8 protein-coding genes are annotated in these 14,900 nt (G+C 75.4%); 1 reads left to right on the forward strand and 7 read right to left on the reverse strand.

Features of this window, described 5'->3' with window-relative positions; genetic code table 11:
• Positions 1 to 68: 68 nt before the first annotated feature.
• Both IIE03_RS00465 and IIE03_RS00470 read right to left on the reverse strand, forming a co-directional pair.
• The gene (locus IIE03_RS00465; RefSeq protein WP_192860770.1) at positions 69 to 1,433 is read right to left on the reverse strand and encodes a serine/threonine-protein kinase; all 1,365 of its coding nucleotides are present in this window, start codon (positions 1,431 to 1,433) and stop codon (positions 69 to 71) included.
• A gap of 121 nt (positions 1,434 to 1,554) precedes the next feature.
• Positions 1,555 to 2,571, reverse strand: a complete 1,017-nt coding sequence (locus tag IIE03_RS00470) for a Gfo/Idh/MocA family protein (RefSeq protein ID WP_192860771.1) — start codon at positions 2,569 to 2,571, stop codon at positions 1,555 to 1,557.
• Positions 2,572 to 2,790: 219 nt separating this feature from the next.
• On the opposite strand from IIE03_RS00470, the gene IIE03_RS00475 reads away from it, so the two are divergent.
• Entirely contained in the window at positions 2,791 to 3,525 is a 735-nt protein-coding gene (locus tag IIE03_RS00475; protein WP_318842708.1) for an HNH endonuclease family protein, read from the forward strand.
• An 8-nt stretch (positions 3,526 to 3,533) separates the two neighbouring features.
• Here the strand turns inward: IIE03_RS00475 and IIE03_RS00480 are convergent, their stop codons facing one another.
• From IIE03_RS00480 to IIE03_RS26290, 5 genes are all read right to left on the reverse strand, one after another.
• On the reverse strand, positions 3,534 to 5,465 hold the full coding sequence (locus IIE03_RS00480; RefSeq protein WP_192860772.1) for a hypothetical protein: 1,932 nt from the start codon (positions 5,463 to 5,465) through the stop codon (positions 3,534 to 3,536).
• Entirely contained in the window at positions 5,462 to 6,796 is a 1,335-nt protein-coding gene (locus tag IIE03_RS00485) for a VWA domain-containing protein (RefSeq protein ID WP_225997031.1), read from the reverse strand. Before IIE03_RS00485 ends, IIE03_RS00480 begins: the two co-directional genes overlap by 4 nt.
• Positions 6,793 to 9,696 carry a DUF5682 family protein gene (locus IIE03_RS00490; protein ID WP_192860773.1) on the reverse strand — a complete coding sequence of 968 codons (2,904 nt, stop codon included), beginning with the start codon at positions 9,694 to 9,696 and terminating at the stop codon, positions 6,793 to 6,795. Before IIE03_RS00490 ends, IIE03_RS00485 begins: the two co-directional genes overlap by 4 nt.
• The gene (locus IIE03_RS00495) at positions 9,693 to 10,841 is read right to left on the reverse strand and encodes an ATP-binding protein (protein WP_192860774.1); all 1,149 of its coding nucleotides are present in this window, start codon (positions 10,839 to 10,841) and stop codon (positions 9,693 to 9,695) included. The genes IIE03_RS00490 and IIE03_RS00495 overlap by 4 nt, the downstream gene beginning before the upstream one ends.
• Before the next feature lie 117 nt (positions 10,842 to 10,958).
• Positions 10,959 to 14,753, reverse strand: coding sequence for a DUF4132 domain-containing protein (locus IIE03_RS26290; RefSeq protein ID WP_192860775.1), 3,795 nt, complete (start codon positions 14,751 to 14,753; stop codon positions 10,959 to 10,961).
• Between the last annotated feature and the right edge of the window lie 147 nt (positions 14,754 to 14,900).

The following is a 14,900-nucleotide window of genomic DNA, read 5'->3' on the forward strand; positions in this document are numbered from 1 at the left end:
CGGCTGTCCGGCCCCTCCGCCGTGGCGGCGACGCGACCGACCGACCATGTCGCCGGTCCGGGCGGCTGTCAGGAGACCCGGGAGACTCGCCAGCCCTGGTCGGTCCAGCTCAGATGGAGCATCGCCGAGCGCGGCTCCGACTCCGGGACCTGGACCGGGCCGGCGTCGCCGACCTGGATGTGCGCGCTGATCCGGTACTCGACGCGGACGACGACGGCGTCCAGCGGGTCGCCCTTCGCCAGGTGCCCGCCGCCGCTGTCCTGGCTCCCGACGACCTCCGCGTTGGTGACGTAGACCTCGGCCCCCGACACCTGCTTGCTCCAGAAGAAGATGCGGTTCAGCAGCGCGACGTCGGCGGCGTGCGCGGGCGATCCGGCCTGGTCGATGTCGGACACCTCGACCGGCATGCCCGTCAGCAGCAGCATCCGCAGGCGGGTGAGCTCGACGGCGGCCTTCGCCGGGTTGCCGCGGTCGGCGATCGCCGCGAGGTCCGCGCCGAGCTGCTGGGCGGTCCGGGGCTTCTTCGCGGTCTGCTTCTCGTCCTCGGACGAGTTGGACGCCGGCGCGGCCTCCCCGGTCGGGAGCAGGCCCGGCACGGAGACGAGCGCCCCTGCGCCGACGCCGAACGCGATCCCCGCCACGGCGACCGCGAGGACGGCGCCTCTCCGGCCGCGCAGCCGCCGGCGCGCGCCCGGAGCCGGCCCCGAGTGCGGCCTGGCGACGTCCTCGCGGCGGACCACTCGCCCGCCGGCGGCGGGCCCGATGATCGAGATCGGCCCGGTGCGTGCCGCCTCGACGAGTTCGTCGGGCGCGGGCATGTGCACCCGCTCCGGGGGCACGACGCCGTACACCCGGGCCGCGAACGTCCCGGCCTCCGGCCGCTCCCGCGGGTCGGCGGCACACGCCCGGGCGAGCTCCGCCCGCAGCGCCAGGTCGGCTCCGCTGAGCGCCGCGGGCCGCCCGTCCGCGCCCATCAGTCCGGTGCGCAGCACGGACTGCGCGAGCCGGGCCAGCGAGGGGACGTCCGCGACTGGCTCCTCGGCCGTGGTCGCGGCGGGCAGGGCGAGACGCGGCCGGAGCAGCGCCATGCCCTCGGGGGTGAACAGCACGTCGGTGGGCTCCACCGGACCGTGCACGAGCCCCGCACTGTGCAGCGCCGCGAGCGCCTGCGCGATCGAGACCACCATGCCCGATGCCTCGGCGGCCGTGAAAGGTCCCCGGGACGCGAGGACCGTGGGAAGGTCTGCGGCGTCGGGCCGGTCGAGCCGCACGTCGATGCGGTCGCCGCCCGACGGCGAGATGGTCACCAGCCGCACGAGGCTCGGGTGATCGATGTCCGCCAGCGTGTCGAGCCGCCGGACCAGCAGGTCCCGGGCCAGTCCTGCGGCCGGTACCGTGACGGGAACGAGTTCCGTGGCGTCGATGAGATGCACGTATTCATACCTACGCCCGCTGCGTGACGCTCGCCCGCTGTCCACTGATATGCGCGACCCGGGCGGGAGTGGTACAAGATCGCGGGCGCCGCCCGGGGTCGATCCCGGGCGGCGCCCGGGGTCACACGTCGACGATGCGGCCCTCCCGGGCGGCGATCCGGGCGGCGTCGAGCACCTCCGCGGTGCGGACGGCGTCGGCGGGGTCGACGGGTACGACGGCGTCGTCGTCGCCGGTCAGCCACGCCTCCACGGCGCGGTAGAAGTCGGCGTGGCCGCCGGACGCGGCCGGGACGGGGGTGCGCTCCCGTCCGTGGGTGAGCCAGCCGGCGGTGCCCTCCGGCGCGCCGTCGTCGAGCGCCTCGAACGGGGAGGCGTCCTCCTCGAACGTGGTCACGACGAACGCGCCGCCGGTGCCGAGCACGCGGGTGCGTGGCCCGGGCGCCCCGACGAGGGATCCCGCCCACAGGCGGGAGACGACGTGGTCGGCGTGGTGCAGCACGAGGAACACGTCGTCCTCGACGGGCGTGGTGAGGGCGCGCATCTCGGCGTACACGGCCTCGACCCGGCCGAACAGCTGGGTGGCGGAGTCGACCAGGTGCGGCCCGAGGTCGAGCAGGAGGCCCCCGCCCCGGGGGTCGCGTTCCTTCCACCGCTGCCGGGGCACGGGGCGCCAGCGCTCCCACCGGCGTTCGAACGTGTGCACGTCGCCGAGGTCGCCGCGGCGGATCAGGGCACGGAGGGCGAGCTGCTCGGGGTCCCAGCGCCGGTTGTGGAACACGGTGAACGGGGTGCCGGCGGACGCGGCGGCGTCGACGACGCGACGCGCCTCGCCCGCGTCGATGCCGATCGGCTTGTCGAGCACGAACGGGACGCCCGCGGCGGCGACGGCGACGGCGTGCTCGGCGTGCAGGGCGGTCGGGCTGGCGACGACGACCAGGTCGTACGCGCCGCGGTCGTCGAGCAGGCTCGCCAGGTCGTCGTGCAGCTTGGCGCCGGGCCAGTCGCCGGCGGCCTGGACGCGCCGCCCGGGGTCGCGGGTGACGACGGCGGTCACCGTCAGCCCTGCCTCTCGCGCGAGTCTCGCGTGGATCTGTCGTCCTGCTCCGCCGTATCCGACGATTCCGAGCCGTAGTGCCATGCGCCCATCGTGCCTGAGCGATGTGGCCCGTGCGCGGGCTGTCCGGCCTGCGGCGGGAGCTCGTCCCGTCGTCCGTGGTTCTCCCGCGGGCTCCCACCAGGTCGTCCGACGACGGCCGGCGCGGCAGGGCGGTGATCCGCCCGTTCGTGTTCGGCTGGTATATATACGCAGTAGGACTTTATTTCGCGCTAACTCGCGCTAACACGGTATTGGAGCAAAGTGGCCGCCGCATCCGATTCGAAGAAGTCGCTGCTCGGACAACTGAGCAAGCGCAAGACCCTGCAGGTGACGCTGGTCGTGGTCGCGGCGCTGGTGCTCGCGGGAAACTTCCTCTTCAAATCGCTCGGCGACGGCGCCACACCCGCCGAGGGCGCAGAGGGCTCCGCCCTGGAGGCGCTGGAGAGCCTGGAGGTCGGCGAGTGGGAGGACGAGGACGGGTACGACCGCGACGCGTTCGGCACGGCGTGGAAGGACGTCGACCAGAACTCGTGCGACACCCGCAACGACATCCTCGCCCGCGACCTGGAGAACCTGGAGTACAGCGAGGGCGACTCATGCGAGATCGCGGCCGGCACGCTCGACGACCCGTACACGGGTGAGGAGATCGACTTCGAGCGCGGGCCGGACTCGGGTGACGTCCAGATCGACCACATCGTCGCGCTGAAGAACGCCTGGATGACGGGCGCGCACGCCTGGGACCAGGAGCGGCGCGAGCAGATCGCGAACGACCCGCTGAACCTGGTGGCGTCGGACGGTCCCGCGAACATGGGCAAGGGTGCCGACGACACCTCCGAGTGGCTCCCCGAGAACGGCGCCTACCGCTGCGAGTACGTCGCAGCGCAGGTCGCGGTCAAGGTCAAGTACGAGCTATGGGTCACCCAGGAGGAGCACGACGCCATGACGGACGTCCTGACGTCGTGCCCGGCGGAGCCGCTCCCGACCGGCGGGCTCTGAAGGTCGGGCTACGCGGCGGTCGTGATCTCGCGGGTCCGGCGGACCAGGAAGGCGGTGCGGGCCACCGCCTCCGGGGTGAGCGCGGGCGAGCCGGCGTCGCGCACGAGATCCGAGACGGCGCGTTCGAGGGTGCTCAGCCCCAGGTCTCGCGCCAGCGTCCGCGCGAGCTCGAGGTCCGCGCGCTGACGTGGCGTGAGCCGGCTCCGGCCCGTGGCGGCCACCGAGACCAGGACGTCCCAGGCGAGGCCGCACGCACGGGCGACGGGCGGATCGGGCTCCGCCACCTCGGTCACGGCGCGCGCCCGCGAGCGCATCCCGGCGACCCTCGACAGCCGCTTGCGCCACGTCTCCCAGTGGTGGTGGCTCCAGCGCGAGTCGCGGCCGATCTCGTACTGCTCCGTGAGCGACGGGCTGATCAGGCGGATCGCGCCGTCGGGGCCGCGCAGGAAGATGCCCACGGGTGCCGGCCGCCCCGCGAGCCGCTCGGCCGTGACGCCGACCACGGCCCACCGGCCCGCCAGGACGTACAGGATCGCGTCGGCGGTGCGGCGGTCCTCGACGGGGACGCGCAGCAGGTGCTCCTGCCCGGCGGAGTCGGTGACGGTCCAGGTCAGGTCCTGGCGGACCTCGTCGATGCCGACCTCGCCCGTGTCGCGCACGAGCAGCAGGCGGACGTGTGACGGGCGGCGTCCGAACCCGACCGCGTCCCGGGCGGGACTCGCCGCGCCGGTCCGCTCCGCCACCTCGCGCAGCTCGTCCAGGCCGAAGGCGCCGAGTGGTTCCCGCCGCGGGCTGCCGCCGGCGCCGAGCGTGCCGTCCGGGCGGGCACGGACTCCGGTCAAGGAGAACGGCCCGTCGCTGAGCCGCGCGGGCGACGCGCCCCACAGGAGCGGCGCCTCCCACTCGCGCCGGAACGAGGGGTCCGAGCCGGCGGGGCGCCCGGTCACCGCCGTCCGGACGCGGCCCGCGCCGGGGTCCCAGGCGGCGAGCGCCAGCCCGCGCGACCCGCTCGGCGCGGTCCACCACCGCACGCCGAGCGGCACGAGCCGCGCGACGTCGATCTCGTCCTCCTCCTGCCCGCTTCGCCTCTTCCGCCCGGCGCGGTTCTCGCCGGCCCTGGTCTCCGCTCTCCCCTCCGCCGCGCCGGACGGCCCGGAGAGGCCTCCGTGCCCGGTGTGCTCGTGCGCCTCGCACAGTGCCCAGAGCTCCGTGAGGCTCTCCAGGATGTCGGACTCGTCGGTGCCGTCGGCGTGCGCGGCCAGGTCGGCGGCCTGCCCGGCGGCCGTGCGGAGCAGGGCGTCCAGGCGCAGGCCGTGCACGGGCTCGAAGCCCGCCACCCGGACGCGCCCTGCGAGCGCGCGGAGCAACTCCGGGACGTCGTCGCGCAGGTGCGCCAGCCCGCCGTCGAGCAGGTGCACGACGGCGTCCCGTACCTCCGCGAGCGCCACGGCCCGCCGCGTGGCCGCCGCGACCTGCTTGGCGGAGGCCCGCTTCGCCGCGGCCGACTGCGCGACCGCAGTGCGACGCCTCGGCTTCGCCGCGCCACCGCGTGCCTCACCGGCACTGCCCGGCCCCTTTCCGCCGGGACCCTTTCCGCCCGGACCCGAGCCGGCGGCGCCGGGGCCCGGCGCCGATTCCCCTGGCCCTGCCGGGGCAGGCGGCTCCACGCCCAGCTCCTCCGCGCGGGCGCGGGCCCAGTGCCAGGCCACGACCATGTGCACGCACACCCCGCCGGTCGGGCACTCGCAGGCTACGGCGGCCGGGCCGCGCCCGTCCACGCGGATCGCGTGCCCGCCGATCGTCAGATGCGCGCCCTTGGCGTCCGAGCGCGCCTCGGCGACGTCGCCGGACAGCTTCCGCGCGCGGCGCAGCAGTCCCGCGCTCGCGAGTCCGGCCAGTTCCTCGTCCGTCAGCGCGGCATATGCCTCCAGGTACGTCATGTCAGGACCTCCCCCAGCCACTCGGCGAATCTCTCGGGAGTCAGCGCCGCCACCTCCATGCCGGCCTCGGCGAGGTGCCGGGCCGTGCCCTGGTCGTAGATCGGCTCGGCCGTCTCGTCGAGCGCGGCGAGCCCGAGCAGGGTCACGCCCGACGACCGCAGGCGCCGCACCGCGGCCAGCAGCTCCGAGACGGATCCGCCCTCGTAGAAGTCGCTGACCAGCGCCACCACCGTCCGGGACGGGTCGCGCACCTGCCCCTCCGCGAAGCGCACGGCGCGGGCGATGTCGGTGCCGCCGCCGAGCTGCGCCGTGAGCAGGACGGACACCGGGTCGTGCGCGAGGTGCGACATGTCGACCACGCTCGTGTCGAACAGCACGAGCCGGACGTCGATCCCGGGCAGGCCCGACAGGATCCCCGCGCACACCGCGGAGTACAGCAGCGAGGCCGCCATCGACCCGGACTGGTCCACGAGCACGATGACGTCCCACGTCAGGGCACGCTTCTGCCGGGCGTTGAACCGCACGTCCTGCACGAGCATCCGCCCGTCGGCGTCGACCCGGCCGAGGTTCGCGCGCAGCGTCCGCTTCCAGTCGAAGTTGCGCGCCACCCGGTGCATCGACCGGCGGGACCGGTCCACGCGGCCACCCACGGCCGTGAGGAACCGCGGCCGCAGGCGCCGCACCACGTCCTCGACCACACGCTCGATGACCCGCCGGACGCCGTCGGCCACGGACGGGTCGAGCTTGCCGCGCACCTGCAGCAGTGCGGTGGCGAGCTCGCGGGAGGGTTCCATCGCCTCGACCGTGTCGCGGTCGCCGAGCAGCTCGGTCAGCCCGTAGCGGCCGACGGCCTCCACCTGCATGCGCTCGAAGGTCTCGCGCGGGAACAGCGACCGCGCCTCCCCGAGCCAGCCGAGCGCCGAGAAGTCGACGCCGTGCGGGGCCGAGCCGTCGAGCGACCCGGGACCCCCGCGCGACCGGCCGCCTCTGCCTCCCCGGCCCGCGGCGTGCCCGCGGGCCGCGTACTCGCGGTCGTAGAGGTAGCCCAGCGTGCTGTCCAGCCGCTGGTCGCCGTCGGGCACGTCGAGCCGCTCGGCGGCGTACCGCCCCAGCACGAGCCGCCAGCGCCGCGCGGCCTCCCGGTCGGACACGCCGTCCGGGCCCGCGGCCGTCCGCCCCGCGTGCGACGCCGATCGTGTGGTGGCCGGCGCTCCGTCCGGCATCGCTCCCGTGGCCGTCACCGGCGGGCCGTTCGGCACCGTGTCCGACGACGGCGCCGCGGTCCCCGGTCCCGGCGTCGCGCGGCCCGGGGTCCGGTCCGTCCCTGTCATGAGTGTCCTCCGCTCCAGTGCGCCAGCCCGTCGCGGGCCAGCACGGCGGCGAGCTCGCGTTCGACCGCGAGTCCCGCCGCCAGGTCGTTCTCGTCGATACGCACCCGCACGTCGACGTCGGCCGCCCGCGAGCCCGTGCGCTCCGCGACGCGCTCGGCCAGCCGGTGGGTCTCGGTGGGGCGCAGCCAGGTGAACCCGCGGCGCAGGTCGGGCAGGACGGCCAGGAACGCGTCCGGGGTGAGGTCGCGGATCGCGCCGTCGACCGCGTCGAACAGCTCCGGCGTGTGCAGCAGCAGGTCGGGCGCGGCACGCAGGACGCCGCCGAGGAAGCGCACCGCGAGTGCGGGGTCCGCGCCCGGCCGCAGCGCGCCGCGGACCCGCGCCACCAGGACGTCGTCGGGCACGTCGCCGTCCACCGCGCCGACGGCGAGCAGCGCGCCGCGGACCGCCGGCGCGGCCCCCTCGTCGTCGCGCAGCCGCGCGAGCTCTCGCGCCACGGCCGACGCCGGTTCCTGCCCCGCGGCCACGTTCCGGACACCCGGGCCGTGGCCGGTCGGCGGCCGGGCGGCGTCGTCCCCTCCCCATGCCCGGTTCGCGTCCCGGGCCAGGGCGCGCAGCTCCAGGACGGAGGCGACGGCGGCCTCCTCGTCGTCCGGGCCGACCCGGCCGACGTCGGCCACCAGGTACGCCGCCGTGGCGAGCGCCTGGGCGACCAGCGCCAGCAGCTCGTCGGCCGGGCTGCGACCGCCGGGCTCGTCCGGTCGGGTCGTGCCACCGGGCAGGGCGGACGCGGGCCGCTCGTCCCACGTCGTGTCGTCGGGCCCGTCGGGCGCGGCGACGAGGCCCAGCTCCACCCGCGACCGCCACAGCCCGAGCAGCCTTCGCGCGCCCGCCACGACCGAGCCCAGGTCCCGGTCCGTGTCGAGCGTGCGTGCGAGCAGGTCGACGAGTCGCGGCAGGTGCGCGGTCAGCCCGACCACCGCCGCCCTGGCCACGAGTGTGGCCGCGCCGTCCGCGGCGGCCTGCGCCCCGGCCTCGCGCAGTCCTTCCTCGGCCTGCCGCAGCACCGTCACGGCGGCGGCTTCCACGGTCGCGCCGAGGTGTGACAGCTCGACCAGCCGCGCCTCCACGACGGGCGTCCAGCAGTACTCCCACTCCTCGCCGATCAGCCCGAGCCCGCGCCCGGCGACGTGGTCCGGCCCGGTGACCTGCCGGCCGAACCCGCAGTCCAGCAGGTCCAGCAGCGCGAGCACCTGGCGGCGCGCACGGTGCGCGGGCGTCCGCCGGGCATCGAGACGCGCGGTGCGCGGAACCGTCGCGTCGATGTCCAGGCCGACGGCGCGCACCCGCTCCCGCGCGTCCCGCACCAGCGGCGGCACGGCCGCGCCGGACGGCACCCGTCCCACCTCGCGGCCCCCGAAGACCTCGGCGATCGCGAGTCCGAGGGGCCGTTCCGGGCCGATCCCGCCGTCGTCGGTCACGAAGCAGGACGTGATCGCGTCGAGCACGTCGGTGCGGCCCGGGTGGGGCCGCATCCGCAGGTCGGCGAGCCGCGAGGCGGCGACGGCGGCGGCCGCCACCTGCGGGGTGGACACCTGGTGCCCGCGCTCGCCCGCGGCGCGCGCGACGTCGACGAGCACCTGGGTCGCGATGCCGGGGCCACCCGCCGCGTGGAGGCGCTCGTAGAAGCCCGGGGAGGGCATGCCCGCGCCGTAGCCGCGCAGGCCGTCGAGCCGCTCGTGGTCGTAGCGGATCAGCCAGGCGTCGCCCGTGGCCTGCGGGCCGTATCCGCCTTCGGGCCACCGGCCGCGCACCGGTTCGCCCTCGGGCAGTCCCGCGAGTGCCTCGGCGATGGCGAGGGTGTGGAAGGCGCCGGTGACGACGAGCACGGGGCCCGCGGCCTCGGCCGCCCGGGCGGACATCCGGGCCTCGCGGTCCAGCGAGCCGTCGGCGGCGAGCACCTCGTCCTCGTAGTCGAGGCGGGACAGCGCAGCCCAGGCGAAGACGTCGTCGAACGTGGTCCGCCAGTCCGCGAGTCCGGCGGGTGACCGGGTCTCGAAGAGGTGGTCCCAGAGCTCGTCGTGGTCCCGGCAGCCGAGCCGCCGCGCGAGGGCGGCGACCGACCGCGAGTGGGCCAGGTACCGCTCCGACATGAGGGTGCGCGCGAACGGGTCGTGCTCCGCGGGCGTCTCCGGCCCGATCGCCGGGCCCCCGTCGGGTCCGACGGCGGGCGCCGGGTCCGGCGCGTCGTGCCGTTCGGCGGTAGGCGCGGGGATGCCGCCGTCCCCGGGTGCGACGGCGGTCGCGGGCGCCGTGGTCGGGCGGTCGCGTTCCGCGGAGGGGCGGTCGCAGAACCGGATCACCGCTCCGGTCTCGCTCGCCGTGCGCAGCGCGACCCACTCCGGGGAGAACGACGCGAGCGGGTAGAACGAGGCACCGCCCGGGCTGCCGTGGCCCTCGGGGAGGCTGAGCAGGGCGACAGGGGGCCGGGTGTCCTCGTGCAGGAGTTCCGGCAGGAGGCGGGTGTACTCCTCGGGCCCCTCGATCAGCACGGTCGCGGGCCGCAGTTCCTCGATGGCGCGCCGCACCGCGACCGCGCAGGCGGGCGAGTGATGCCGCACCGGAGCGAGGTGCACGCCCCGCTCGCGCAGTTCCTCGACAGCGGCGGCCGCCCGGCGCAGGCGGTCGGGGGCGAGTTCCCACACCGCGCGCAGCCCGCGCTCCGGCGCGGCGGCGTCAGCCGTCGCATCGGTACCCGTGACATCGGCGCGGTCCAGCTCGGCGCGGTCCAGCTCGGCACCGTCCAGCCCGGCGCCGTCCGGCCCGATCCTCCTGCCCTCGGTCGCGTTCGTGCCCGCGATGGCCGCGCGAGCGCGCGGCCCCTGGGTATCGGTAGTCACCGCCACAGCACCTCGGCCGCGTCGAAGAACGCCTTCCAGCCCTTGTCCTTGCGGGCGCGCTCCCGCACGACGTTGTCGACGTAGTGCCGCAGCCGCCGCGCGTCCTCCTCGTCACCCTTCAGCGCGACGCCGGCCACCTGCCGGGCGACCTCCGCCGCCGTGACGCGGCCGTCTCCCAGGTAGCGGGCCTCCAGGGAGGCCGCCACCGCCACGTTCACGGCCTCGGCCGTCGACATCACCGTCTCCGGCCGCTTGACCGGAGCGCCGTCCCGCGTGGTCCCCGAGCGCAGCTCCTGGAACACGGTGACCAGGACCTCGAGCACGTCGCGCGGCACCGCGGGCCGGTCCCCCGGAGCGCCCAGCTCCGCGGCGAGCTGCCGCTCCACGAGCTCGATCTCGAAGTCGCGGTCCCGCACGGGCGCCACCGTCTCGAACGAGAAGCGGCGCTTGAGCGCGGCCGACATCTCGTGCACGCCCCGGTCCTTGAGGTTCGCCGTCGCGATCACGTTGAATCCCGGCCGGGCCGCCTCCCGCGCGTCCGGGCCCAGCTCGGGAACCATGAGCTGCTTCTCGGACAGGATCGACACGAGCGTGTCCTGGATCTCCGGCGCGCAGCGCGTGATCTCCTCGAAGCGCACGAGCGACCCGGCTCGCATCCCCGTCATCACGGGCGACGGCACCAGGGAGCGCTGGGTCGGGCCCTCGGACACGAGCAGCGCGTAGTTCCACGAGTACCGCACGTGGTCCTCGGTGGTGGCCGCCGTGCCCTGCACGGTGAGCGTGGAGGTCCCGCTCACCGCTGCCGACAGCAGTTCCGACAGCATCGACTTCGCCGTGCCCGGCTCGCCGACCAGCATCAGCCCTTGCCGGCCCATGAGCGCCACGACGGCGCGGTCGACGAGGGGGTCGTCGCCGTAGAACTTGCGGCTCACCCCGAGCTGCTCGTCCCCCACCACGAAGGCACGCACCGCGCGCGGGCTCAGCCGCCAGCCGGGAGGCAGCTCGGCGCCGCGTTCCGCGTCCCAGGCCGCGAGCTTCGCCAGCTCGTCGGCGTAGCGCGCCTCGGCGGGCGGACGCTGCTCGCCCGCCGCGTCCGCGCGGGTGCCGGTCTTCTCTGTCGCCTCTGTCGTCGTCTCTGTCGTCACTCTCGCTCTTCCTCTCTCAGGTACAGGGGACCGGCCGCGGATGGTCGGTCGTCGGATGGTCGGCTCCTCGAGGAGTCGACCATCCGACGTCGGGCCGACCGCGCCGGCTCGCGCGGTTCAGTACTGCGCCTTCCGCTCCCAGGCCGGGTCGTACGCCCCGGCGGAGGCCACGTCCAGGTAGTCGGCGTACGTCTCGGCGAGCAGCACGGGGGGCACGTCGGCGAGCGCGACGACGCCGCGGTCTCCGTAGGTTCCCGGGCGGCGGAAGACCAGGTCCTTGATCGCCGCCGGGATGTTCTCGTTCCCCATGAACGCACCCGTGAACTCGATCTCGGCGACCAGTCCGGCCGACGGGTACTCCTTGGTGTACTCGTAGAACCAGCCGGCGTCCTGGACGTCGCCGTTCGTGTACCCGCGGGAGACGAGCCGGCCCCGCACCGTGTAGGAGTCGGTGAGCCAGCCACGGCGGTCGGACACCCGCAGCGCGCCGTCGGCCGTCTCGGGCAGCGCGGTCCCGAGCTGCCCGAACAGGGGCTCCACCTCGTAGTCGGCCAGGTGCTCGCGCCAGGCGTCCGGCGTGTCCGCGCCGCCGTTCCCGCCGGTGAGCGTCACCGCGTGCGCGATGCCGACCGTCGTGCCGGCGCCGCCGTCGGCCTCGTCGAGCGTCACGTCCTCGTCGTCGACGCCGACGAGCGCACCGTCGTCGGGGCGGAACGCCCGCTGGGCGGGCGTGCCCGGGTCGGCGAGCCACACCACGCGGGCGGCCAGACGCGACATCACCGGGTGCTCCGCGACGAACTCACGCCACTCGGCCGCGCCCCAGGTGCGGCCCTGGATCATGGCCTCGCGCAGGCGGCGGGTCTGCAGCTCGACGACGGCCTTGAGCTCCTTCTTGCTCGCCGTGAGCTGGGCGCGGGCCTCCTTGTAGGCGGCGCGGGTGTCCTCGTCGGCGCCCTGCGGGGTGCTGGGCGGCGTCTTGACGACCTTGCCATTGTCGTTGCGCAGCTCGATCGTGAAGGCGTCCGTGATCCGGCCGGTGTACTCGCGGGTGCCGAAAGACAGGCGGAGCACGCCGTCGGTGTCGAACCCGGCGGTCTGCACCGTGCGGTCGGCGAGCTGGTCCGCGCTCCAGCCGCGCGCCTCGGCGAGCCGGCCGGCGAGTTCCTCCGCCGTCTCCCGCACGGTGCGCAGCTTGAACTGGCGGGACACCGCGAGCAGGAGCTGCACCGCCGGCCGGTCGCCGTTCGCGGCCAGTGCCCGCACCAGCGAGTCGGCCTGGGAACGACGCTGCGGGTGGGCCTTGAAGTAGTGCTGCGCCGCGGTGGCGAGATCGCTGCCCGGCATCCCGACGGTGAGCGCGAGGAGGCCCTTTTCCTTCGTCGCGGAGCCGAGGTAGGTGGCCTGGTGCTCCCTGTACGCGCGGCGGTGGTGCTCGTCGAGCGGGACCGCGGCGCCCTCCTGCGCCCAGGAGGACTTCGGGTCCCGCGCCAGCCACTGCTGCGCCCAGTCGTACCGCTGCCGGGCCGCCTGCTCCGCGTACCCCCGGGACTCGGCCGCCGACGGGCCCCGGGTGTCCTGGGCGATCCACGCGCGCAGCACGTAGGACCCCAGCACCGCCCGCGACGACTCGTCGAGCAGCGAGACATAGCGCGCGATGAGGCCCTCACCGCTCGGTTCCTTGAGGCGCACGGCGAGGACCACCCACCAGCGCACGATCTCGCGCGGCACGGCCGTGCCGTCGGTCCAGCGCAGGTCCGGGAGGGCGTCGAGCGGGAACCACGCCATGCTGACGGGGGCCTTCTTCCTGAGCCCCTTGGCGGCCTCGGCGGCGAGCTTCCGCGGCGACAGGTGCTCGCCGATGTCATCGCCCAGCGCCTCCAGCGCCGTCAGGAAGGCGGCTCGCACGTCCTCGCGGCGCTCCGTCGTCAGGGCCGTCCGCAGGGCGGGCACCGCCTCCTTGTCGCCGAGGTTCGTCAGCCACGCGGCCGCCGAGGCGCGCACGGCGGACTTGCCGTCGCTCAGCCCCTGTTCCGCCAGGGCGCGCGCCTGCGGGTGCCGCGCGAGCACGCGCTGCGCCGCCGCACGGTGGGTCCGGCCGGAGCCCAGCGCGAGCGCGCCGAGGCGCGGGAGCAGCGCGGTGGGCACCACGGGGAAGTGGTCCAGGATCGCCAGGACGGTCTCCGGCGCGTTGCCGTACTCGTAGCCGTCGCGGGGCGCCAGGTAGGTGTCCAGCAGGCCGACACGCTCGGCGAAGTACGGCCACGTGCGCTCGACCGGGATCTCCCTGCCCCACCACGAGCGGAACACGAGGCCGGTGATCATCTCGTCCGGGTCCTCGACGCCGGAGCGCGCGAAGGCGTCGCGCAACACCCGGAGATCGGTGACGTCGTGCAAGCGGCCCCGCAGGGCCCACGAGAGCTGGTTGGACCGCTGGCCGGCCTCGCCCCGGCCATGTGCCGCCACGACCGCGCGCACCAGGTGCAGCGTCGTCGCGCCGGGCAGCACGTCGGACAGGTTGTCGAGGAACCACGCGGCGGTGTGGGCGAACCGCCGCGCGCTCTTGCCGGAATCCGGCCCGGTCGGCGCCTCACGGCCCGACAGGACCTCCACCAGGCGGGTCAGGGCGTCGTCGTCGACGCCCTCCAGCCTGCCGACACGCTGCTTGGCGTGCTGCACGTGCCAGCACTGGCCGTTCGACCCGTGCCCGTGGTCCTTGTGCTCCGCCTTCACCGCGGTCAGCGCCTCACGCGCCTGGACCAGTTGCCTGTCCCGCAGGGCGATCGCGGCGGCGAGCACCTCCGGGCCGAGCGCGGCCTCATGCAACGGCTCGTACGGCGGGATCTCGAGCTCCTGCTCCTCGGCCGCGTCCAGCGTCTCCGCGCGGTCGACCGCCTTGCCGAGCACCATCGCCCGCGCGTCCCGTGCCCGGGCCGGGCGGCCGTCCGGCGCCCGCAGCGACTCCAGCGCCGCCTCGATCGCGGCCACCCCGCCCTCGGCACCCACGATCCGCGTCACGACGTCGTCGAGCGCGCTCGCGGGCGCGGTCTCCAGCAGTGGCGCGAGGAGCCGCACCTGCTCGGCGCCGGGCAGCGTCGCGACGACGTCGTCGGCGGCCCGGCGCACGCCCTTGGCGGTGTCGGCGCAGAGGGCCGCGAGCACACCGCGCAGCGCCTCCGGGGCCCCGTTCGCCGTCATGAAGCCGCAGAACGCCTTCTTGCCGGGCGCCCCGAGCCGCCGTGTCCCGGCCTCCACGACACCGACGTGCGCGGCGAGGTACGCGGCCGCACCGGGCGCGCGGAGGAAGGCCGACAGGTCGGCGCGGCTCGAGTAGTAGTGCTCGCGCGGGCGTGCCAGGAGCACCTGGACCACCGCCGCGACCGCGTCGTCGTCGGCCAGGCCGCCGGCCCGCGCGACCTCCTCGAGCCGTTCCGGCGCCCAGACGGGCCCGTTCTTCTCGCGGCCGCCCACGCGGGTGAGCACGACATCCTGCGCGAGCACACCGAACCAGTCCGGTACGGCGGCGTACACGTCCGTGTCCGTGACGATCACGGCCAGCAGCCTGCCCAGGCGCGAGAGCTGCTCCGGCGTCACGCCGTCGTCCGCGTACACCTTGCCCCGCACGCGCGCGGCCTTCTCGACCGTCAGGCCCGACGTCGCCTTCCGCACGCGCTTCTCGAGCTCGTCCGTCACCCAGGACCAGCCGAGACGGCCGGGCCGGCTCAGCGCCGCGTCGAGGTCCTGCGTGTCCCTGCCCTCCAGCTCCAGCACCAGTTCGGGCGACCCGCCCTCCAGCACGTACTCCACCGCGCGCCCGTGCAGCGCGTCGCCCTCGATCCGCAGCACCTTCAGCGCGTCCGACACGGCGGCCGCCGCATCCTTGCGGCCGACCTTGTCCCGCACAACCTGAAACATCGAAGTCCGTCCCCTCGTCACCGTCGTGAAAGTCGTCTCCGCAGCTCAGGGCACACTTCTCCCGGGGAGACCCAGCGCCCCGCCGGGATGACGCACAACGTAGCGGGGGTCACTGACACGACGGGACGACCGGCCACCGAGGTCACC

This window comes from Myceligenerans pegani, assembly GCF_014892515.1.
GTDB classification, from domain to species: Bacteria; Actinomycetota; Actinomycetes; order Actinomycetales; family Cellulomonadaceae; genus Myceligenerans; species Myceligenerans pegani.

Coding starts and splice junctions, on each gene's coding strand:
- IIE03_RS00470 (WP_192860771.1), bottom strand. CDS start 2,571: ATGGCACTACGGCTCGGAATCGTCGGATACGGCGGAGCAGGACGACAG.
- IIE03_RS26290 (WP_192860775.1), bottom strand. CDS start 14,753: ATGTTTCAGGTTGTGCGGGACAAGGTCGGCCGCAAGGATGCGGCGGCC.
- IIE03_RS00485 (WP_225997031.1), bottom strand. CDS start 6,796: ATGACAGGGACGGACCGGACCCCGGGCCGCGCGACGCCGGGACCGGGG.
- IIE03_RS00480 (WP_192860772.1), bottom strand. CDS start 5,465: ATGACGTACCTGGAGGCATATGCCGCGCTGACGGACGAGGAACTGGCC.